Origin of the sequence: Rhizobium acaciae (genome assembly GCF_025941625.1) — a bacterium.
In the GTDB taxonomy this organism is placed as follows: domain Bacteria; phylum Pseudomonadota; class Alphaproteobacteria; order Rhizobiales; family Rhizobiaceae; genus Rhizobium; species Rhizobium acaciae.
On the sequence record NZ_JAPCZO010000034.1, the window covers coordinates 46,346 to 65,155 of the forward strand.

Sequence of the window (18,810 nt, forward strand, 5' to 3'; positions counted from 1 at the left end):
TATAGCTTCAGGCTAGTCGCCGTGAGTTGGTCAACTCAATCAATTCGCAAATCATCTCAGAAATTACACTGAACGGCCGAACATTCCACAACCACCTCTTGCCATTCGTAGTACCACAACAGACCTTGCGCGATAACAGTCGAGACCGCGACAACCAATATCATCTGTCGGAGCGTGAGGGATTTCCAAAACATAGACCGAGCTAGAAGTAGGCAGCTCGTCATTCCTGCCGGAAACATCAAAACTGGCACCCATGAAAAAACTTCTGCTTCAAATCGGTCTTTCGACGAACAGCACAAGAAGTATTTGTGGTCTTCCGAAAGCCCAAAAATGACCTCGGTCACCGCTATATACCCACTCCAAACCACCGACACCGGGCCAAGAAGAAACCCCACGACAGCGACGACGAGGAATGCCCCGAATAAAAACAGGAACAGCTTCACGCCAAGCATAAAAGCGAGTGTTTTCAGAACGAGGAAGACTGGCGATGCCAGAATACAAAGCAACACCACCGGGGCCCAAGCCCGCTTTTGTCTCTGAGCTGGAAGGTCGACTTCGGCTTGCACATCCATGCGTGGCCCCTCAATGTGAAAAAGCGAAACGACCATGTGGTGATAGTGCGTGGCCAAAAGCGCTAACTGTATGCTGATCACACTGTCAAGCCATCTATCGCGCGATCAGTTTGACTCCAAACCCAAGAACATCTTTTTAAATCTTTGCATATTTTGCAATCTTTTCCGAATGTTAGACGATGTTTTGTGGTTCTTTTCTGCCTAACTCCGTTTCGGTGAAATCGCTGACAAGTGACAAGGTGTCGAAAACCGGCTCGGGGACGACTATCGCGAGGTTTCCAGGCGGTGATCGCCGCTCCTTCGGATTTGCGTCGGCACCCTGCAGCAGAACTTATTGATATGTTTACGCGTAGCAGGTAGTAATTATTCTAGATAGTGATCGGTAGTAGTACCGTCGGCGTAGGGCATTCGGGGCGCGGGCATGGCATTACCTGGGCAAGTTAATGTTCCACAGCTCGTGGCATTGGAAGCTGTATGGTGCGGAGCAGCCGATTTTGGCAGTGAGGACGCAACTGAAGGCTGCTTTTGTGGGGACGCAGGCGGCTTTGTGATCAAAAAAGCGGATGCTCACCCCGATCTTCCTCACTGTGAGTGGTTCTGCTCCTCCTTGGCGCAAATCGCGGGTGTTCCCCAAGTTCCATTCAGCGTCATCCGGCACACGGATGGAAACGATTGGTTTGGCTCAAGTTGGATGAAGGGCAAGACCGCGGACTGGTGGAATCTTGCGGTCCAGGGCGTGATCGATTTCAACTCCATCGCAGAAGACTTGTCTCGGATCTACGTGCTTGATCTGTTCGTGCATAATGTCGATCGTCACGCAAATAATTTTATGGTTGTACCGGATGGTAACGGGCACAAGGCGTATTCCTTTGACTATTCACGATCCTGGATAATTAATGGATTCCCCCTCCCTGATATTATGACCGACCCAAGCGTTGCTACGATTAGCGTTAAGAATTGGCTCAAAGCGAAGTTTGGCGACTACATCGTTATAGGCGCAGCCAACGAAGTCTTGGACAGAATTGCAGCTTTGGATGTTCAAGGAGTGCAGCGGGTGCTCGCGACACATCCAAAGGTTTGGTTGACCCAGCAACAAGAGGATGCGATCATTGACTGGTGGGGTAAAGGCATGGCATCGGACAGGGTCGCAGCGATCAGAGACGGCTTGAACGATGGCACACTCATATAAATTTTCAGTCATACAAGCCCGCCCAGACGCCATGCGTGGGGAACGGGTGAATGTTGGCGTAGCTATTGCTACGCCGGACGGATTGGACGTTCGCCTCACGGAACTGCGAAAGCTACTCCATGTCACCGGCCACAAATGGGACGAGATCGCAGAGGCGTATCGAGAGGCACTGACCAAATCGAACGCTTCACTTTTGTTGATTGACCGCGAGAGTATAAAGCGCGACCCAATGCAGAGTGAGGTGTTTGTGCTTGGCAGACCGGGTGAAATTCACGCTCGGAGCCGAGAGGAATACGAAAAAGCAGTGCGCAAGATATTGTCAACTTTTGTGGAAAAACCCTCCCTTTCGAGGAAAGAGAAGCAACAAAAGATCAACACCGAAATTTCTGCCATGTTGCGTCAAGTCGGTGTGCTCGGCGAGCGCGGACAAGGGCTAGATGAAGGAAAAGTCATTCCGAAATTCGTCGTCTCCAAAGACAAAGAGATTGTCGCGGATTTCGCATACAAGCCAAACGGTCTTAAAGTGGTTTCGACACTTGAGCTTCGAGGCATGCCGAGCGGGGCGCATTCTAAGGCGTGTGAAAAGGGTGCAACTCTGTACTTTGCGAAGCAGCGTTTCGGTAGCGATGTCAAACCGCTAGGCGTTTACGCCGTTACATCTGAACAGCTCGTGATGTTCAAAGGTGAAATCGAAATCCTCACAAGCTTCGCTGAGGGGAACTCGTTCAACTGGTTGGACCCCACGGACCGGCAGAAGTTTAAGGCGGCTCTTTATTGAGCCGCGACGTCTGGACTGTGCAAAGCATCTAGGTAATTTCTCGTTTTATACGGCTAACCTTCTCGGCTGAGGACCGCTTTAAGCCGGAAGGTGCGACGAGCGTCCCGATCTCGCCTCGCCTGTCGACCACTTGGCTGGAAGCGCCACGCCCAGCACCTTACCAATCCGTAAGTTGTGGCCAAGCCGTCCTCTCGGTTAGATCTCGCCCCCAGGCATCCTGGAACGATCGGGCTGATGCGAATCCTGCTTATCGAGGACGATACCAAGACGTCCGATTATATCGCCAAGGGCTTTTCCGAGGCCGGGCATGTCTGTGACGTGGTTGGCGATGGCCGCGATGGGCTGTTTCAGGCGCAGCGCGAGGCCTATGACGTCATCGTCGTCGATCGCATGCTGCCGGGTCTCGATGGACTGGCGATCGTGCGTTCACTGAGGGCTGCCAAGGTCGGCACGTCGGCGCTGTTCCTGACGTCGATCGGCGGCGTCGACGATCGGGTCGAGGGGCTGGAGGCGGGCGGCGACGATTATCTGGTCAAGCCCTTTGCCTTCTCCGAGCTGATGGCGCGCGTCAATGCGCTTGGCCGGCGGCCGCCGGTGCAGGAGCAGAGGACGGTGCTGAAGGTTGCCGATCTCGAACTCGATCTGATCCGGCGGGAGGCCCGTCGCGCCGGGCAGGTGATCGAGCTGCAGCCGCGCGAATTTACCCTGCTCGAGGTGCTGATGCGCGGCGAAGGCCGGATCATCACCAAGACGATGCTGCTGGAGCGGGTCTGGGATTTCCACTTCGATCCGAAGACCAGCGTCGTCGAGACCCATATCAGCCGGCTGAGAGCCAAGGTCGACAAGCCGTTCCAGGTCCAGCTTCTGCATACGGTCCGCAACACCGGATACAGCCTGCATGCGCCTCGCTAGAACAGGATGATTTCAGGGCCCATCGGCCTGAAAATCTCAAAACCTGTTCGCAATTTAAAGAGTAAGAGCATGATGTCGTCCGAAAACCGCGCACACTTTTCGGCATCATGCTCGAGCCTGCGCAGGAGCACGCCGTTCCGGCTTGCCGTCACCTTCGGCGTGCTCTTCGTCGTCACCTTCATCCTGAGCGGCGCGATCATCTATCACATGCTGCGCCTCGGCCTTGAGCGGGATCTGGAACAGTCGCTCCACGAGATGAATTCGCTCATCGTCTCGACCTACGAGCCCAACGATACCGAGGATCTGGTCAACACGCTGAACAATTATGCAAGCTTCCAGTCGACCTCCGACGGGCTCTATTCGCTGACGGATGTCGGCGGTCGCAAACTTGCCGGCAATTTCGCCGCACCCCGTGTCCCGAACGGCGTCTATACCGTCACCTCCAGGGATGTCGGGCTGAAGGGGCATGAACGCTACCGGATGCAGGTGTCGACCATCGGCCCCTACAGCCTGGTGGTGGCGGAAAACTTCAACGATGTCGACGAGATGCTGCGGATCGTGCTGGTCAGCTTCGAATGGGCCGCCGCGATCGTCGTCGCGACCGCGATCGGCGGCGGCGTCTTTCTGGCCGTTCGCGCCCAGGCGCGGCTGGACCGGGTCGCCCTCACCATGAACGACGTCTCGCACGGCGCGCTCGACGCCCGCATTGCCATCACCGGCAACGGCGACGATCTCGATACGGTGGCGATCCAGATCAACGCGGCGCTGGAGCGGCTGCAGAGATTGGTCGAGAGCATGCGGCAGGTGAGCGCCGATATCGCCCACGATCTGAAGACGCCGCTGAACAGGCTGCGCCTGACGCTGGATGCCGCGGTGGCCGGAAACGACCAGCAGGCGGATGTTTCGGCTCTGCTTGACGAAGCGAGGCACGAGAGCGACCGGATCAACGCCACCTTCGAGGCGCTGCTGCGCATTTCCCAGATCGAGGCCGGCGCCCGCAAGGAGCGTTTCCAGGCGACCGATATCGACGCCGTGCTTGCCGTCATTTCCGAGGTCTATGTCGATGTCGCCGAAGACGCGCTGATGTCGCTTGATATCACGGAGCGCTGTCCGGCGCTCATCCGGGGCGACCGCGATCTGCTGACGCAGATGATCGCCAACCTGGTGGAGAACGCGATCAACCACTGCCCGGCCGGAACCGGTATCACGGTTTCGCTGCGCTGCCGGGACGGCCGCGCCATCGTCTCGGTCGCCGATAGCGGCCCCGGCATTCCCGCCGGCGAAAGGGACAAGGTTTTCCGGCGTCTCTACCGGCTCGACAAGAGCCGCACGACGCCGGGAAGCGGGCTTGGACTCAGCCTCGTCAAGGCGATCGCCGACCTGCATTCGGCTGAGATAACCATGGCCGACAATCATCCCGGCCTCATCGTTTCGATCGGCTTCCCGCTGATGCCGGCGGCAGGTGCTAATTTCGCATCCGCCATGCCGCGAGCCGGCTGAAGCGGGCGGCAAAGCGGCGTACTTCAGCCGCAGCGCGATACGGCAGCACGCTCCACGGCCGGCGGCGGCCCAGCCGGTAGGTCGAGAGCCCTGCCTGGATCTGCGAGCAGGGATCGGCCCTTTGGCTGACCGGCAGCGGATCGACGAAGCAGGCGCTCAGCCCATCATCGAACTCCAGATCGAAGGCGAGATCATAGGGCAGACGCATGGGAACAAGCACACCGGCAATCCAGCCTGCTGCCTTGCGGTTGATGAGATAGGCGCCGGACCCCTTCTCGCGGGTGAGCGCGATGGCGAGCGAGCGCGACGCGGTCAGCGGCTCCACCTTGTGCTTTTTCCCGGAATTGACGGTCGACAGCCGCAGGATGTCCCAGCGCGCCTGGTGATCGAGGGCGGCCTCGAGCAGCTCGGCCAGATCGTCATCGAAATCGAGATCGTCCTCCAGAATGAGCGCGAACTCGGCATGGCTGGCGAGGAAGCGCTTGGCGCATTCGACGTGGCTGAGATAACAGCCGATCTCGAAAGGGTTCGGCCGGCGGCCGTGCCGGCTGAGATAGGCTGCCTCGTCGAAGCCCGGATGCGGCAGGCTCAGCCCCGCCCCATCGACCGCCGCCACCCGCTCGAAGGCGAGGCCGAAGCGTGCCAGCAGGCGCTCCATTCGAAACCTGCGCAAGGGCGCACGATCGAGATTGATCAGGTAGGTATTCACCCGCAGGCTGACCGGATGAAGGGCCGGCATAAGGGCGGCAGGTGCGGCGCGCATGTTCATGAGAGAGCTGACCTCGACTTGGCATTGATGGCGCCAAGCTGCGCTCCAAACCTCACGGGGACCTCGCTGGAACCATACATTTTCGTAAAGTGCGGGGGTCGAGCGCCGGGGTGGCATTCTTTACGGATTGGTATGATCCCGGCAAAGTGCGCGTGAGAATGCCGCGCTACCAGCTCTCATGCGGTACGCAGTGGACGCCTCCCTTCCCGCGATCGAAACGACAACCCCGCGCCTTCGATGACGACTGCGCCTCACTGCGTGCCGCGCCGGATGCCCCCTGGCCTGAGCCAGCCGCTCAGCGCCCCCACTCTCAAACCCGACGGAGACCAACGATGAAACCACCTGCCAGACTGCTCCCCCTTTTCGCCGCAGCCGCCATCGCCTGCTCGGCCGGAACAAGCTTTGCCGCCACCACCGTGATCAATGTCACGGAAGACGGAGAAGGCGGCGGGGCGATGTCGCTGAAGCTCGACCCGCCAACGGTCAAAGCCGGGCCTGCGACCTTCGCAGTCCATAATGATGCGATGACGGAGCAGCATGAAATGGTCGTCGTTCGCCTGAAATCTCCGGACCTGCCCATTCCGCTCAACGCTGCCAAGAACCGCGTCGATGAATCGAAGCTGAAAAGCCTGGGCGAGGTTTCCGACCTGAAGCCAGGCGCCAGCGGCAAGCTGAATACCAAGCTGGCGCCGGGCACCTACCTGCTCTTCTGCAACATGAAGGGCCACTACGAAGCCGGGATGGAAGCCAGGCTGACGGTGACGCCGTAGGGCGACGACTGCCTTTTGCAGCACCCTCGCTGGACCTTCTTCCCCACTCGGCGGCGAGCGGCTCTCGCCGGCGAGACAGGTATCCCGCCTCCAGCGCATCGGCCCGAAAATCGAAATCAGTCTCGGAAGGCACGATGGAGGATTGAAAGTGTTAGAGCGTCCTCAGCGCGTCTGAAAAGACGCACGGCGCTCTAAATGACGGCGCTGCCGTTCGGGCCGATATACTCGGTCTTGAACCCATTCTTTCGGGCTTCGCGCAGGAAGGAATTCGCATGTGATAGATCGATGCGGGTTTCCTGGTCGCAAAGTTCCAGGTGGTTGGCGCGCAACCAGTACGATCCGCGGGTGCTCACTATCCGCACCTGCCAGCCGCCTTCGTCCTGCTTCTGCAGCCGGAAGTCGAGAACCTTGCCATCCGGGATACCGGGATTGCCTGCCGACAGGTTTTTGGTGGCTTGCGGGGTGGCCGCTCTCGTCGCATGTCGCATCGGATGCTCCTTGGATTTTCTGGTGCGGTGATCTCGATCTCTTGGCTATGCTCTTTTCGCTGGTGTCGTTTGGGTGCCGCTGACGCGTGACCTGTCTAGCGGCGAGCAAACGGATAATGGCTCGCTTTGAGACAGTCTTTGCGCTGGATCAAACTGCTGGGCTTTTTTACGGACTGCCGACTGCCTCGGCCGTTTTCTTCTGAATGGCGTCGGTGACGTCTTCCACCTGATGAAGCAGATAAAGCAGGCGACCCTCGGCATCGAAGATGGGCGTGTTCACCGGTTTCCAGAATTTGGTCACGAAGAGGCCGCTGGCGTCCCGGACATCGTATCGCTGGATGCGCATGGCATTGGGAACGCCTTCCTCCGCGGCAAGTTTGAGCGATGCGTGGAGATTGCTCACCCCGTCTGCCGTTTCGTCCGAAGGATTGGGGCCTGAGTTCAAGCTTTGCCGACGAAGCGATCTCTGCCATTTTGCAGATGCGCAGGCGTCTTCGAACAGTCTTCGGAATGGGGAAAATCTTGGCCGAGAATGATTATGATGCGTTTGCGGCGGCTTATGATGCCGATAACGAGGTCAACGCCTGGAATGCCTATTACGAGCGGCCGGCCATTCTTGCCCTGGTTGGCGAGGCCGCTGGGCTTTCCGTGCTCGATGCGGGATGCGGCGGCGGGGCGCATGCGGCAGCGCTGATCGAGCGCGGGGCTGTCGTGACCGGGATCGATGCGAGTGCCGGCATGCTTGAAATCGCGCAGCGTCGCCTGCAAGGGCGCGCGCGGCTGCTCTCGGCGGATCTCAACGAAGCATTGCCGTTTGCGGACAAGGCTTTCGATCTGATCCTTGCCTCGCTGGTCATGCATTATCTGGCCGACTGGTCGATGCCCCTTTCGGAATTCAACCGGCTGCTGCCCGAAGGCGGTCGCCTGGTTTTTTCCACCCACCATCCTTTCATGGATCACGCCTCGACCGGCCGCGACAATTATTTCGAGACCCACAGCTTCGACGAGACCTGGCAGCGCGGCGGAAAGGATATCGCCATGCGCTTCTGGCATCGGCCGCTGCACGCCATGTTCGACGCGCTGAAGTCGGCCGGATTTCAGATCGACATCGTCAGCGAGCCCCAGCCCGATCCGCGCGCCCGTACGCTTTTTCCCCAGGCCTATCAGAGCCTGACGACCAAGCCGCGGTTCCTCTTTTTTTCGGTGGTGAAAGCATGAAGTGCATGAGGCCCATTTTTCTCTGGGTGCTGGCGGCGCTAAGCCTAATCTTTGCTTCAGCGGCAATGGGTTCCCCGCAGTTGATCAACTGCACAGGCGACTGGACGAAGACCGTCGAGTCGCTCGAGCCCAAACCTGCCGGGCCGATGAGTTTGTCGCATATTCGTTGTCTGGGCATTACCCACAGCGGTTACCCGGTCTCGCTGTCGCCCGATGGAAGCAAGATATTCACCTTTCACGCCCTCAAAGGGCTGTGGGTCGGCGGCGTTGATCGAGCCGGTGCCGACTATACATTCCCCGTGCGTGTGTCCTCATCCATCTGGACGACAACGGTGCCCTTCGAATGGCTGGCCGACTCATCCGCGGTATTTGGCGTCGCTCAAGACAAAAACCGTGGAGGCTTCGCGCTTGCAGGCTTGCAACCGTACCAGTTCACGGCCACCGGGGGGCAGACACGCTTGCCTGTTTTGTCACATCCGAATGGACCGCTCGACGAAATCTTTTGGATCGGTGGCACCGGCTTGGCCTTTGCGACATTCGGCACCCGGGGTTCCTACTACAAGCCCGAGCACGAAGACCTACATCCGACGATAGCTCTCGTGGACGCCAAAGCGGGCCGGGTCCTTGATGCCGTTGAAACCGCAACGATCCCTAATCTGCCTGACTATAAGCGCTTTGTTGCGGCGTCTTCCCGGATCGACCGGAGCGGGCAGGCCCGTGTGCTGACAGCCTGGTTACCGGATACTTGGATGCTTTGGGATCAGGGCGACAAACCAAGGATTGTGCCGATCCATAATAAGGCAGAGCATCCACGCTACACCCTTTCCATGGATGGAAGCAAAGTGCTGATCATGGGAAATCTCAGCGCAACCGGATGGGTTTGCGAGTTTCGAACTCCCTGCCCGCCGCCAACGCCGCAAACGGGAGTGATCGCGGAGTTAAGGGAGGTGATCTCGGGTCGGTTGGTTTGGTCGATAACGGGGAAAGCCGATATCTTCTCCACCAGCCGCATCCCCGCGATCAGCCCAGATGACCGCTACGCTCTCATAACGATGCCAAGCGAAAAGGACTACGTTGCCCTTGTGTCGATGATTGACGGCTCTGTTCTTCAGCACTTTCAAATGCCCGGTTGGGCAAACCCGACCCTTGGCTTCTCGCCGGACGGCAAAGAGGCCTGGATCACAGGCGGGTCGACAATGGCTACCTTCAGTCTCGCAACACGGCAATGAATTGCCGGACGCGCGGAGCCGGCTCCTTCCTCGGCTAGCGTTCCCGCAATAATCGATTCTCAATACTTTCAGGGCGTCAGGTGAGTTGAGCGAGGATATCGTCGACGACACTTGGGACGGTAGCCGTCGTGTCGATATTGATGCCGATGGGAAGATATTCCCGGGCATGATGGTAGCGGAGCACCAGCGCCCGCTCTGCCGGCTCGAAGCCCGGCTCATTTGGCCGCCCATCCAATCGTCGGTTCAAGGTCTCAACGTCTATATCGAGCACGAAAACCTTGTCGAAAAGGTCCAGGAATTTGTGGAAATTGCGCGAGCCGCCACAGAAGAAGGTGGCAGGATGGGTGGTGTCGGCAGCAATCGCGCGGACCTTGTCGACACGCCAGATCCAGTGGGCGTATCCCCAAACGATGCGATCCGCGCCTGCGGGTGGTCCTGCGAGTGCCTGGCCCGTCTCGGGGTCGCCGACATAGGCCAAGACCCGGTCACCATGGACGACATGGTAGCCCCGCCGCTCCAGTTCGGTAGCGACAGACGTTTTCCCAGTGCCGGAACCGCCTTCGATCAGATAGTTCTTGATTCCCATAGGCGCCACTTACTATCGCCTTCGATCTGGTGAGAAGACCTCTCTACCTGGGAACGCTTCGCCAACGAAATGACGGCTGGTCTTATCCCCGGCGGGCGCTGCGCCGTACTGCGCGTCGTCGGCAATACCGACAATCTGGAGCCGGCCGCGCTCTTCCTCTATCGCGACTGGCTGCCGGCGGGCGGCGAAGAACCGAGGGATTCCCCCCTCTACTGCCAACGCCTCGCCTTCTTCCCAGAGGTGCCGGAGCATGAGACGGTGGCGGAGTTGTTCCTGCCGTTGGAACAGCCCGCCGGACGACGGCTTGCCGCTTCCGATCGCCGGAAGCGGACAGGCCGTTGTCCACGCCGCGCCCGAGTAACGCGCGAGTCCGGTCGTTTGCCAAATTGCGCCGGCCAGACCCCTGAAAGAATGAAGAGCCGTCGGCGAAGACCTGGTGTATGCTGGGCGACGGGATCCGTCACACGTGGGGATCGTCATGGTCGGTTCGCCAGCAACTGCCACCCTTATCCTCAACGACAAGGTTGTCGTCGACCTGGAAGGCGAGACGCTCCGTCTTGAGAACGGCGACGCAATCGCCCTCAGGCCGCAGGCCTTTGCGGTCCTTCGCCACCTCGTCCAGAACGCGAACAGGCTGGTCAGCAAGGCCGAGCTGCTTGAAGCCGTCTGGGGAGGCGCCGCCGTTACCGACGACAGTCTCGTTCAATGCATCCACGAGATCCGGCGAGCGCTCGGCGACGAGCGGTATGCGGTCTTGGCCACCGTCTCGCGGCGGGGTTACCGCCTGTCGCTGGAGCGTAGCGACGAGAGTGCGCTCGGCGGCCCTTCGATCGCCGTGCTGCCGTTCGCCACCATGAGCGGCGGCGAGCCCAATGACTACTTCGCCGATGGCCTGGTCGAGGACATCATCACCAACCTCTCGAAGATCCCGGGTCTGTTCGTCATCGCACGCAATTCCTCCTTCGGCTTCAGGGGCGAGAAAGCCGACCTGCGCACAATTGCCGCCGAACTACGCGTTCGCTATCTGCTGCAGGGCAGCTTGCGGCAGTCCGGGGGGAGGCTGAGGATCTATGCCCAGCTTGTCGACGGCGCATCGGCCACTCATGTCTGGGCCGACAGGTTCGAGGGCGCGGCAACCGACGTGTTCGATCTCCAGGATCGGTTGACCGAGCAGATCGTGGGCTCGATCGAGCCGAGTGTCCGCCGTGCGGAGATCGAGCGTGCGCACCGCAAGCGGCCCGAAAGTCTGGACGCGTACGATCTCTACCTTCGGGCGCTGCCGCACGCGCACGCGAACACGCCCGCCCAGACGGACAAGGCCCTGCAATTGCTGGCGCGCTCGATCGCGCTTCAGCCGGACTATGTCGCTGCGCATGGCTATGCCGCATGGTGTTACGAGCAGCGCTACCTGCGCAACGGGTTGGATCCCGCAGACAAGGCGGCCGCACTCAGCCACGCCGACATTGCGTTAAGCATCAACAGCGACGACCCGCAGGCGATGAGCATCGGCGCGTTCGTCCGCGCCAACCTCACCCGGGATTACGACGCCGCCGTCGAGGTGCTCGACCGGGCTCTCGCATGGAACAACAATTCGGCCCTGGCCTTTGGCTTCAGCGCTTTGGTCAGTGCCCACAGCGAGCGACACCAGCGGGCGGTGGAACATGCGCACAAGGCGCTGCGGCTGAGCCCGCTCGACGATCCGCTGAGCTACCATCCCTACTGCGCGCTCGCCCTGACCCACCTCTTTGCCGGCGCCTTCGCCGACGCAGCCAGATACGCGGCTCTGGCGGTCCGGGCAAATCCCGGCTTCAGCATCCCGTACGCCTATCTGGCGGCCAGCCACGTCGGCCTTGGCAATGTCGAAGCCGCGCACTCTGCGGCACGACGACTGATCGAGGTGGCGCCGAATTTCTCGGTCGGCGGCTACGTGCGAACGAACCTGTTTCAGCCGTACTTGATGGACGCACTGGCAGCGGCCTTGCGAACGGCAGGGCTTCCCGAATGAGGCCGGCCAGCGGCGACCAAACCGCGCGTCAGATGCGGCGCTGTCACAAGCCGCCGGTCCCCAGATCATATCCGTTGGACGGATAGACCAGTCGAGCCGCGATGCGAACAACGTCTGCGTCATGAAACGTCCATGACGCATCTCCTGCCTTGGTCGGCGTCGAGGAATTCGCGGGCGACCATATCAGCAAATGCCTTTCCAATTCGAAACAGGGTCGGGCGAAGAGGCCGATCGGGGAAATATCGTCATTTGATCGGAGTCCGTTCGTTACATGCGGCAGGACCTCACTCACAATTGCCGGCGGATTGGCGACCTGCCGCCCCCGGAACACTCAAGATGAATCGCGCTTTGTATTTCTCAACTATCCTATCGACGCTGTCTTACTGGAATGGCGCTACCGCCCACGACACCGCGTCGGGATGGATCTATCCACCCGCTTGCTGCCGAGGGGACAAGGAACGAGGCGATTGCCAGGAAATTCCGGGTACCAGCGTGAGCACCGGTCCTGACGGCTTCAGAGTGCTGCTCAATCCGGGCGACCATCACCTCGTCACAAAGCGACACTTCTTCCGAATTCCTTATGGTGACACCATTCCGTCCGGAGACAGTCATTTTCACATTTGCCTGCACCCAACCGAAGACCACGCGAACTGCTTCTTTGCCCCTCCTTACGGATTTTGATTTGCGCGGCATCGGAGGCGCCGCCTGCGGGCGGGATTCTGGCAGTCAGCTTATTGTTGGAGGTACCACAAAGCAGCGAGTGGGTAAGACGCCCTCACCTGTGACCTCACCCGTGCGCTCCGTCTTGACCCTCGAGCAGAGCGGTCCTACAAGACAGACCATGGCAACACACCTCTGATTGGCCGCGCCTTGCGGCCTTGAGCGAAGAGCAGTCCTGCACGACACCGCGGGGCCAATTCCCCTTGCCAAGCCAAAATCAGAGATTTTCCAATGCCCACGCTCTATCTCACTTGCGGTCTTCCCGGTTCGGGGAAGACGTCGCTCGCCAAGATCATCGAACAGGAAGCATCTGCCCTCCGTCTGACCGGAGACGACTGGATGCACAAGCTTTACCCCGGCATCTCTACGCCGGAAGCCGAAACCGGTCCGTGCCGAGGCAGGGTCGAGAGCCTGCAATGGCAGATCGCCCTGCGCGCCATCAGGCTTCAGTGTAACGTTGTCGTGGATTGGGGTGTGTGGTCACGGGCAGAACGCGACATCTGCCGGCAGGAAGCTCGAGCAGCTGGTGCCCGCGTCGTCCTCTGCTTCCTCGACGTTCCCTTCGATGAGCTTTGGGACCGGGTCTCCCGCCGAAACGCCGAGCTTCCAGCCGGCACGTTCGACATCTCGCGGGCGGACCTGCTTCGGTGGTGCAAGCTGTTCGAGCCGCCAACCGCGGAGGAGTTGGCGCTTTATGATCGGCAAACCCTTCCAGCCATCGCCGCCCTTAGATGAAACGCCGCAGCGCTGGGGGTATTCTCAGTCTGCGTAGCAGACGGGTCCGGGCCAGCTCGCTGGTGAGGACACCTCGCCTTCTTCCCCGGGGGCCGGAGCACGGGACGGTGGCGGAGCTGTTCCTGCCGTTGAGTGGTTCATCTTCGAAAGTGGACGAAATGTTCCAATCCATTGTCACCCATTGACGTGAACAGGTTTCACCTCAATAGGGTCAGGCCAGCCAGACGACAACAGGAGTGCAATCGTGAGCGAACCGACCGTAGCAGATGCAACAAACCGCATTTATGAGTCGCTCCAGGCGGACAACGCCGACATCGACGTGCATATCGCGACGCTCAAGGCAGCGTTGACGCGGGCGGGTTTGAAAGAGGCCGTATTCGACCCGGCCAGGCTCGTGCAGAATAACCGTTCCGGCAGGAAGCGAATGCAGGCCTACTTTCGCCAGCGCGGTGTCATGGTGAATTTCTCAGCCTCGTGAAGCCTTCCAGACGGCTGTAATCACCCTCGGTGGGGGCTGACACCACGCATTGGCATTGCCCTGCGGATGATCGTCCGGGCGCAGACGCTGAAGAGCCGTCCAACGAAGGGCCGGGAGCCCTGCCGTGATCTCAGGGCTGCCGACGTCAGGGGGGCCGAATCCCTTCCGCCCATGACATGCCGAACCACACCGCCGAATCTGGCGCCTTGCTCCACGCGATCAAGGTGTCGAGACCTGCGGTGACCGCGTCTCGTGAAAGCCCGGTCGCCACGATGTCGTCGATCGCTTCGTCGACGATGCTCGCAATGTTGCGAACCACATCCTCGGACGATAGGATCGTTGCAATGCCTGTCATAGGTGCGCTGATAAGCTTCTTCGCCGATTATTTGCGCCAGCAGAGAGCGGTCAGTTCGTGTACTGTCGCTGCCTATTGCGATTATGCATTCAAACTGATGCGCTGCATCGAGGAGACCTGCGTTCTGCCTCAGTTCGCTTCTTCTTCCGTAGCGGTCAACACCACTGATTTTACGCGGCGGCGTGGTGCTCTTCTCTTGCCGCCTCCCAGACCTCTTTTGCGGCATCGAGATTGATCGCGGCGATCGCCAATCCGACGATTAGATCTGGCCAGGCCGACCGCCAAAGGAACGCTGTCACCAACCCTGCGGCAATGATTGCGATGTTCGCCAGAGCATCATTGCGGGCGGACAGAAATGCCGCCCTGGTCAAGCTGCCACTGTGATGGCGGTACGCGGACAGCATGAACGCGCAGGAGAGGTTGACTACCAGGGCGCCGCCGCCCGTCAAACCTAGAGCGAGTGGCTCTGGCGGAACCATGGTCATGAAATGCTGATAGGCGGTCCAGAGTGTTGCCACGCCCGGCGCGAGAAGGATCAGCGCCAGCGCCATCCCGACACGGGCGCGGCCCCGCGCGGACCACCCAAGAGCGAGCAGTATGAGTAGATTGACCGACGCGTCCTCAAGGAAATCGACGCTGTCGGCAAAAAGCGATACGGATCCGATCTTCAGAGCGACCGCGAATTCAATGCCGAAATAGGCGAGGTTCAGAAAAGCCACCAGCGCAACAACCTTGCGCAGTTGCGTATCCAGGTATCGATTGAGCATATGAGGGTTTCCTAGTCGGCATGGGATATTTTTAGCCGCAGCAACCCTTCGTCGGTGGGTTGGCCATGTCCTTGAAGATCACGCAGTCGCTGCCGGGGCCACCGGCGCATGCATCATTGCATCGCATTACAAACCCTTGCAGCCGTTTTTCCAAAGCGCGCAACTCTACCATCTTGGTGCGGACCTCATCGAGATGCGCCTGAGCAATATCCCGTGTCTCTGCACAATCTCGTTCCGAACTGACTGAGAGATCCAATAGGACGCGAACCTGCTCGATGCTGAACCCGAAGTCGCGGCATTGCTTGATGAATGTCAGCCGACCAACGTCGGATTCATCGTAGTTGCGCTGTCCGCTTGCCGTCCGGTTTGCGGGCGGCAAAAGGCCGATCTCCTCGTAGTAACGGATCGTCGGCGTACTGGTGCCGGTCGCCTTGGCTAAGGCGCCGATGGTGAACCCGCGTATGTGAACATTCACGGCAAATTATCTCCTTGCCCTTCAAGTTACTTGAAGGAGTACGGTTCGGCCAGCCTGAAAATAGGAGGTCGAAGATGAATACCGGAATGAAGCTGACCGGCGCCGCAGTCGCGGCCTGTGCCGCGTGCTGCGCGGTCAGCGTCGTGCCCCTTGTGCTCGCCAGCGTCGGAACGATCCTGGTCGGCACTGCTCTTGTCAAATGGGGTGCTATCGCGGTCTTGCTGATTGTGCCAGTTGTAGGGCTGCTGTTGCTGTCACGGCGAAAGGCTGCGCCACAGGCTGTTGAAAACCATATGGCGACGAACAGCTGCGGCTGCGGCTCTTGCGGCACGGACGTCAAACAAGAGGCGCCGATCGCCTGCACGCTCGACGCTAACGAATTCAAGGCCCGGACCGAGCTCATCCACAAGCTGACATCGCGCCATCTTCGACAGGCAACACGAACCGCCCTGCGCCTGAACCTGACCTATGCGCCCGAAGCGCTTTCCGAGGTCCGGGAACTGGTGCGGAAGGAGCAAGCTTGCTGCGCCTTCTTGACCTTCGATCTTAGGCACGACGCCACTGGCGTCTTCGTCACCATCATCGCGCCACAGGCCGCAGCCGCTGCTGCCGGCGACCTGTTCGCCCACCTAGCACCTGCAGCCCTAACCATGGAGACTTCCGCATGAACCGCCGTCAACTCCTTCTTTCCTTCGCCGCTGTCACCCTCGCGATCGCGACACCCGCCTTTGCTGCCGGTACCGACCCGATACCAGGTTTCACTGAGGCGGTTGCCGCGGGCGGTCCGGTCCTCGTCCACGTCACCGCACCCTGGTGCGGAGAGTGCAAGCTTCAGAAGCCGATCGTCGCCAAGCTTCTCGGCACACCTGACTTCAAAGAGATGAAAGAGTTCAAGGTCGATTTTGATACGCAGAAAGACGCCCTGAAACTGCTGCATGTCCAGATGCAAAGCACATTGATCGTCTATAAGGACGGCAAGGAGGTCGACCGGATGACCGGTAAGACCAAGCCGGCCGTGATCGAGGCAATCATGCGCAAGGCGCTGTAAGTCGATGCTGCTCGCGCTACTCGCCGGTATCCTGTCTATCCTGTCGCCCTGTGTCCTGCCGCTTGTCCCCGTCGTTCTGACGGGCGCCGTGGCGGAACACCGCCTTGCGCCGCTGGCTTTGGCTACCGGCGTGGCGCTGTCGTTCACGGCGATCGGCCTGTTCGTCGCCACCATCGGGTTCTCGATCGGCCTGGACATGACCGTCTTCCGCACCGGCGCGGCAGTGCTGTTGATCCTTGTCGGCGCGGTGCTGGTGGTGCCGCGCCTGCAGGTTGGTTTTGCCACCGCGGCAGGACCGGTGAGCAACTGGACGCAAAACCGCTTCGGCGGCCTGTCCACCTCGGGCATCTCAGGACAGTTCGGTGTCGGCCTACTCCTCGGCGCGGTATGGACGCCCTGTGTCGGCCCAACGCTGGGTGCTGCCTCCATCATGGCCGCCCGCGGCGAAAATCTCAGCATGGTCGCTTTGACAATGCTGTCCTTCGGCATAGGCACCGCCTTGCCCTTGCTGTTGCTGTCGGCGTTGTCGCGCGAAGCGCTGCTGCGCTGGCGGGGGTACATGATGAGCACGGCCAGCGGTCTCAAAATGGCGCTCGGAGTGCTGCTCATTCTTGCCGGCGCCATGACGCTCACCGGCTTCGACCGCACGGTTCAAGCAGCCCTGCTTGACGCCCTGCCGAGTTGGATGCTGTCCCTCACCACTGCCATCTGAATAGCCAACCCAAGCGTCTGGCGCCGCCTCCCGAATTGTGAAAATGTGACAGGCATGTTGACCTTATTTGCATATGTGGGCGCAGCCCTCGCTGAAATCGCCGGTTGTTTCGCCTTCTGGGCCTGGCTGCGGCTCGACAAATCGGCGTGGTGGCTGGCGCCGGGCATGGCGTCCCTAGCGCTATTCGCTTATCTCCTGACGCTGGTCGATAGCGAAGCCGCGGGAAGAACCTATGCGGCCTATGGCGGCGTTTACATCGTCGCCGCTGTTCTGTGGCTTTGGACGGTAGAAGGCCACAGGCCCGATCGCTGGGATATGACCGGTTCGCTCGTGTGTTTGATCGGAGCCGGCATTATCTTGTGGGGGCCGCGCGCGGCCTAAGCGCGGCGAGCGTCTATCTGCGAACTGAATCCGCGACCTCTCTTCGATTTTGGCGTCGGCTCCTATTTGTGCTGCCAAACCTTGTAGGCCGAAATCAATAGGATCGCAGCGAGCGCCGGCAGCAAGAATTCATTCGGGACAATGCCGAGGAGGTAGCCTCCGATGAAGGCGCCCAAGACCGAGCCGACGGCCATGATCAGGACGAATCCTTTGTTGCGTCCAAGCACGGAAAAGCTTTGATCGCGGCTATAGCGCGAAAAACCGATCAGCATTGTCGGCAGGCTCACGGCCAGAGATAGGCTTCCGGCAAGCTTGATATCTGCACCAAAGAGCAGGACCAGGGTCGGAATAAGAAGCTCACCGCCTGCCACTCCAAGCAAGGCCGCGACCACTCCGATAATGAAACCGGCGACGACGCCGGCGATGATTTGCGTAACGCCCGTCAAAAGCGGATCACCCGCGCGCGCGTCGTGTCCGAGCACGAGGACGATCGCTATGGCCACGAGCAGGATCGCAATGACTTTGTATAGCGTCTCAGATCGCAGACGCGTCGCCCAGCCGGCGCCAAACCACGCACCAATGAGGCTGCCAGCGAGAAGGTTGATGATGATCGGCCAGTTGGCAGCGATCTGGCTGAACGAGATTGTCCCAGCACGAAACGGCAGTGAGAATGCGACGACGACAAGGCTCATCGCCTTGTTCAGGATGACGGCTTCGAGGGCGGCAAATTGAAACAGACCTATCAGGAGAGGTAGTCGAAACTCCGCGCCGCCAAGCCCGATCAAGCCGCCAAGTGCGCCGATGATTCCGCCTGCTCCGAATGCAGCGCCCTTGTTGTCTCTCATCTCGAATCCTTGCGCGCTTCTTGAGCGGCAATCGACAGGCTTCGGATCGGCGATGCAACGAAAATCTGCTGGTCTTGTTGTGAAATGGCCGCTTTCAACAACGAGGGGAGATTACGGATTATGTGTAGGTCCTTGATCAGAGAGCATCGGGTACGCGCTCGACACCCGTTGGTTCCCTGTTACGTGACGCGATTAGCTCTCCATAATCTCCCAAGGATCATAATCGTGCTTATGCGTATCTGCGCATAACCACGAGTACTGACCAAGACCGGCTCCGA

Annotated in this window: 24 protein-coding genes and 1 pseudogene; 16 read left to right on the forward strand and 9 right to left on the reverse strand. The window is 59.8% G+C overall.

The window, feature by feature from the left end; genetic code table 11:
* Positions 1-56: 56 nt before the first annotated feature.
* Positions 57-572, reverse strand: coding sequence for a hypothetical protein (locus OLZ32_RS35220; protein WP_264424946.1), 516 nt, complete (start codon positions 570-572; stop codon positions 57-59).
* Between the two features lie 421 nt (positions 573-993).
* On the opposite strand from OLZ32_RS35220, the gene OLZ32_RS35225 reads away from it, so the two are divergent.
* From OLZ32_RS35225 to OLZ32_RS35240, 4 genes are all read left to right on the forward strand, one after another.
* A complete protein-coding gene (locus OLZ32_RS35225) occupies positions 994-1,761 on the forward strand; it encodes a hypothetical protein (RefSeq protein WP_264424948.1) in 768 nt (255 codons plus the stop codon).
* Entirely contained in the window at positions 1,745-2,539 is a 795-nt protein-coding gene (locus tag OLZ32_RS35230; protein WP_264424951.1) for a hypothetical protein, read from the forward strand. The genes OLZ32_RS35225 and OLZ32_RS35230 overlap by 17 nt, the downstream gene beginning before the upstream one ends.
* Before the next feature lie 234 nt (positions 2,540-2,773).
* Positions 2,774-3,451 (forward strand): winged helix-turn-helix domain-containing protein, encoded by a 678-nt coding sequence (locus OLZ32_RS35235; RefSeq protein ID WP_264424953.1) that lies wholly within the window; start codon positions 2,774-2,776, stop codon positions 3,449-3,451.
* Between the two features lie 69 nt (positions 3,452-3,520).
* Entirely contained in the window at positions 3,521-4,951 is a 1,431-nt protein-coding gene (locus OLZ32_RS35240; protein ID WP_264424955.1) for a sensor histidine kinase, read from the forward strand.
* Here OLZ32_RS35240 and OLZ32_RS35245 read toward each other — a convergent pair.
* Positions 4,917-5,720 (reverse strand): glycosyltransferase family 25 protein, encoded by an 804-nt coding sequence (locus tag OLZ32_RS35245; RefSeq protein WP_264424957.1) that lies wholly within the window; start codon positions 5,718-5,720, stop codon positions 4,917-4,919. The two genes, OLZ32_RS35240 and OLZ32_RS35245, sit on opposite strands and share 35 nt — an antisense overlap.
* A 332-nt stretch (positions 5,721-6,052) precedes the next feature.
* Here OLZ32_RS35245 and OLZ32_RS35250 point away from each other — a divergent pair, with 332 nt between their 5' ends.
* Positions 6,053-6,490 carry a copper resistance protein gene (locus OLZ32_RS35250; RefSeq protein WP_264424959.1) on the forward strand — a complete coding sequence of 146 codons (438 nt, stop codon included), beginning with the start codon at positions 6,053-6,055 and terminating at the stop codon, positions 6,488-6,490.
* Positions 6,491-6,681: 191 nt separating this feature from the next.
* Here the strand turns inward: OLZ32_RS35250 and OLZ32_RS35255 are convergent, their stop codons facing one another.
* Together OLZ32_RS35255 and OLZ32_RS35260 are read right to left on the reverse strand one after the other, a co-directional pair.
* Positions 6,682-6,978, reverse strand: a complete 297-nt coding sequence (locus OLZ32_RS35255) for a hypothetical protein (protein WP_264424961.1) — start codon at positions 6,976-6,978, stop codon at positions 6,682-6,684.
* Between the two features lie 166 nt (positions 6,979-7,144).
* Positions 7,145-7,381: a hypothetical protein gene (locus OLZ32_RS35260; RefSeq protein WP_264424963.1), complete on the reverse strand. Its 237-nt coding sequence runs from the start codon at positions 7,379-7,381 to the stop codon at positions 7,145-7,147.
* Between the two features lie 119 nt (positions 7,382-7,500).
* On the opposite strand from OLZ32_RS35260, the gene OLZ32_RS35265 reads away from it, so the two are divergent.
* Both OLZ32_RS35265 and OLZ32_RS35270 read left to right on the forward strand, forming a co-directional pair.
* Positions 7,501-8,196: a class I SAM-dependent methyltransferase gene (locus OLZ32_RS35265; protein WP_264424964.1), complete on the forward strand. Its 696-nt coding sequence runs from the start codon at positions 7,501-7,503 to the stop codon at positions 8,194-8,196.
* Positions 8,197-8,201: 5 nt separating this feature from the next.
* Positions 8,202-9,425 (forward strand): hypothetical protein, encoded by a 1,224-nt coding sequence (locus tag OLZ32_RS35270; protein WP_264424966.1) that lies wholly within the window; start codon positions 8,202-8,204, stop codon positions 9,423-9,425.
* Between the two features lie 76 nt (positions 9,426-9,501).
* Here the strand turns inward: OLZ32_RS35270 and OLZ32_RS35275 are convergent, their stop codons facing one another.
* Positions 9,502-10,011, reverse strand: coding sequence for a DEAD/DEAH box helicase family protein (locus OLZ32_RS35275; RefSeq protein WP_264424992.1), 510 nt, complete (start codon positions 10,009-10,011; stop codon positions 9,502-9,504).
* 66 nt (positions 10,012-10,077) lie between these two features.
* Between OLZ32_RS35275 and OLZ32_RS35280 the strand changes: the two are divergent.
* The 5 genes and pseudogenes from OLZ32_RS35280 to OLZ32_RS35300 form a co-directional block, all read left to right on the forward strand.
* Positions 10,078-10,296: pseudogene (locus OLZ32_RS35280) on the forward strand (AraC family transcriptional regulator); the annotation flags it as partial.
* 193 nt (positions 10,297-10,489) lie between these two features.
* The gene (locus OLZ32_RS35285; protein ID WP_264424968.1) at positions 10,490-12,016 is read left to right on the forward strand and encodes a winged helix-turn-helix domain-containing tetratricopeptide repeat protein; all 1,527 of its coding nucleotides are present in this window, start codon (positions 10,490-10,492) and stop codon (positions 12,014-12,016) included.
* Between the two features lie 336 nt (positions 12,017-12,352).
* Positions 12,353-12,697 carry a hypothetical protein gene (locus OLZ32_RS35290; RefSeq protein WP_264399807.1) on the forward strand — a complete coding sequence of 115 codons (345 nt, stop codon included), beginning with the start codon at positions 12,353-12,355 and terminating at the stop codon, positions 12,695-12,697.
* A 270-nt stretch (positions 12,698-12,967) separates the two neighbouring features.
* Positions 12,968-13,471 (forward strand): AAA family ATPase, encoded by a 504-nt coding sequence (locus OLZ32_RS35295; protein WP_264424970.1) that lies wholly within the window; start codon positions 12,968-12,970, stop codon positions 13,469-13,471.
* Between the two features lie 241 nt (positions 13,472-13,712).
* A complete protein-coding gene (locus OLZ32_RS35300) occupies positions 13,713-13,949 on the forward strand; it encodes a hypothetical protein (RefSeq protein WP_024323443.1) in 237 nt (78 codons plus the stop codon).
* Between the two features lie 145 nt (positions 13,950-14,094).
* Here the strand turns inward: OLZ32_RS35300 and OLZ32_RS35305 are convergent, their stop codons facing one another.
* The 3 genes from OLZ32_RS35305 to OLZ32_RS35315 form a co-directional block, all read right to left on the reverse strand.
* Positions 14,095-14,304, reverse strand: a complete 210-nt coding sequence (locus tag OLZ32_RS35305; protein ID WP_245483765.1) for a hypothetical protein — start codon at positions 14,302-14,304, stop codon at positions 14,095-14,097.
* A gap of 170 nt (positions 14,305-14,474) precedes the next feature.
* On the reverse strand, positions 14,475-15,071 hold the full coding sequence (locus tag OLZ32_RS35310; protein ID WP_130672140.1) for a cation transporter: 597 nt from the start codon (positions 15,069-15,071) through the stop codon (positions 14,475-14,477).
* 31 nt (positions 15,072-15,102) lie between these two features.
* Entirely contained in the window at positions 15,103-15,546 is a 444-nt protein-coding gene (locus OLZ32_RS35315; RefSeq protein WP_197727386.1) for a MerR family transcriptional regulator, read from the reverse strand.
* Between the two features lie 74 nt (positions 15,547-15,620).
* Here OLZ32_RS35315 and OLZ32_RS35320 point away from each other — a divergent pair, with 74 nt between their 5' ends.
* Genes OLZ32_RS35320 through OLZ32_RS35335 form a run of 4 tightly spaced genes read left to right on the forward strand, consistent with a single transcriptional unit; the run spans position 15,621 to position 17,687 of the window.
* On the forward strand, positions 15,621-16,214 hold the full coding sequence (locus OLZ32_RS35320) for a hypothetical protein (protein WP_130672139.1): 594 nt from the start codon (positions 15,621-15,623) through the stop codon (positions 16,212-16,214).
* Positions 16,211-16,594 carry a thioredoxin family protein gene (locus tag OLZ32_RS35325; protein ID WP_130681210.1) on the forward strand — a complete coding sequence of 128 codons (384 nt, stop codon included), beginning with the start codon at positions 16,211-16,213 and terminating at the stop codon, positions 16,592-16,594. The genes OLZ32_RS35320 and OLZ32_RS35325 overlap by 4 nt, the downstream gene beginning before the upstream one ends.
* Positions 16,595-16,598: 4 nt before the next feature.
* Positions 16,599-17,306: a cytochrome c biogenesis CcdA family protein gene (locus OLZ32_RS35330; protein ID WP_130661106.1), complete on the forward strand. Its 708-nt coding sequence runs from the start codon at positions 16,599-16,601 to the stop codon at positions 17,304-17,306.
* A 54-nt stretch (positions 17,307-17,360) separates the two neighbouring features.
* A complete protein-coding gene (locus OLZ32_RS35335; RefSeq protein ID WP_130654867.1) occupies positions 17,361-17,687 on the forward strand; it encodes a YnfA family protein in 327 nt (108 codons plus the stop codon).
* Between the two features lie 62 nt (positions 17,688-17,749).
* Here the strand turns inward: OLZ32_RS35335 and OLZ32_RS35340 are convergent, their stop codons facing one another.
* Positions 17,750-18,532, reverse strand: coding sequence for a sulfite exporter TauE/SafE family protein (locus OLZ32_RS35340; protein ID WP_130661105.1), 783 nt, complete (start codon positions 18,530-18,532; stop codon positions 17,750-17,752).
* Positions 18,533-18,810 lie beyond the last annotated feature (278 nt).

Coding starts and splice junctions, on each gene's coding strand:
- OLZ32_RS35295 (WP_264424970.1), top strand. CDS start 12,968: ATGCCCACGCTCTATCTCACTTGCGGTCTTCCCGGTTCGGGGAAGACG.
- OLZ32_RS35270 (WP_264424966.1), top strand. CDS start 8,202: ATGAGGCCCATTTTTCTCTGGGTGCTGGCGGCGCTAAGCCTAATCTTT.
- OLZ32_RS35235 (WP_264424953.1), top strand. CDS start 2,774: ATGCGAATCCTGCTTATCGAGGACGATACCAAGACGTCCGATTATATC.
- OLZ32_RS35255 (WP_264424961.1), bottom strand. CDS start 6,978: ATGCGACATGCGACGAGAGCGGCCACCCCGCAAGCCACCAAAAACCTG.
- OLZ32_RS35220 (WP_264424946.1), bottom strand. CDS start 572: ATGGATGTGCAAGCCGAAGTCGACCTTCCAGCTCAGAGACAAAAGCGG.
- OLZ32_RS35325 (WP_130681210.1), top strand. CDS start 16,211: ATGAACCGCCGTCAACTCCTTCTTTCCTTCGCCGCTGTCACCCTCGCG.
- OLZ32_RS35285 (WP_264424968.1), top strand. CDS start 10,490: ATGGTCGGTTCGCCAGCAACTGCCACCCTTATCCTCAACGACAAGGTT.
- OLZ32_RS35305 (WP_245483765.1), bottom strand. CDS start 14,304: ATGACAGGCATTGCAACGATCCTATCGTCCGAGGATGTGGTTCGCAAC.
- OLZ32_RS35230 (WP_264424951.1), top strand. CDS start 1,745: ATGGCACACTCATATAAATTTTCAGTCATACAAGCCCGCCCAGACGCC.
- OLZ32_RS35340 (WP_130661105.1), bottom strand. CDS start 18,532: ATGAGAGACAACAAGGGCGCTGCATTCGGAGCAGGCGGAATCATCGGC.
- OLZ32_RS35275 (WP_264424992.1), bottom strand. CDS start 10,011: ATGGGAATCAAGAACTATCTGATCGAAGGCGGTTCCGGCACTGGGAAA.
- OLZ32_RS35245 (WP_264424957.1), bottom strand. CDS start 5,720: ATGAACATGCGCGCCGCACCTGCCGCCCTTATGCCGGCCCTTCATCCG.
- OLZ32_RS35320 (WP_130672139.1), top strand. CDS start 15,621: ATGAATACCGGAATGAAGCTGACCGGCGCCGCAGTCGCGGCCTGTGCC.
- OLZ32_RS35250 (WP_264424959.1), top strand. CDS start 6,053: ATGAAACCACCTGCCAGACTGCTCCCCCTTTTCGCCGCAGCCGCCATC.
- OLZ32_RS35225 (WP_264424948.1), top strand. CDS start 994: ATGGCATTACCTGGGCAAGTTAATGTTCCACAGCTCGTGGCATTGGAA.
- OLZ32_RS35290 (WP_264399807.1), top strand. CDS start 12,353: ATGAATCGCGCTTTGTATTTCTCAACTATCCTATCGACGCTGTCTTAC.
- OLZ32_RS35330 (WP_130661106.1), top strand. CDS start 16,599: ATGCTGCTCGCGCTACTCGCCGGTATCCTGTCTATCCTGTCGCCCTGT.
- OLZ32_RS35310 (WP_130672140.1), bottom strand. CDS start 15,071: ATGCTCAATCGATACCTGGATACGCAACTGCGCAAGGTTGTTGCGCTG.
- OLZ32_RS35240 (WP_264424955.1), top strand. CDS start 3,521: ATGATGTCGTCCGAAAACCGCGCACACTTTTCGGCATCATGCTCGAGC.
- OLZ32_RS35335 (WP_130654867.1), top strand. CDS start 17,361: ATGTTGACCTTATTTGCATATGTGGGCGCAGCCCTCGCTGAAATCGCC.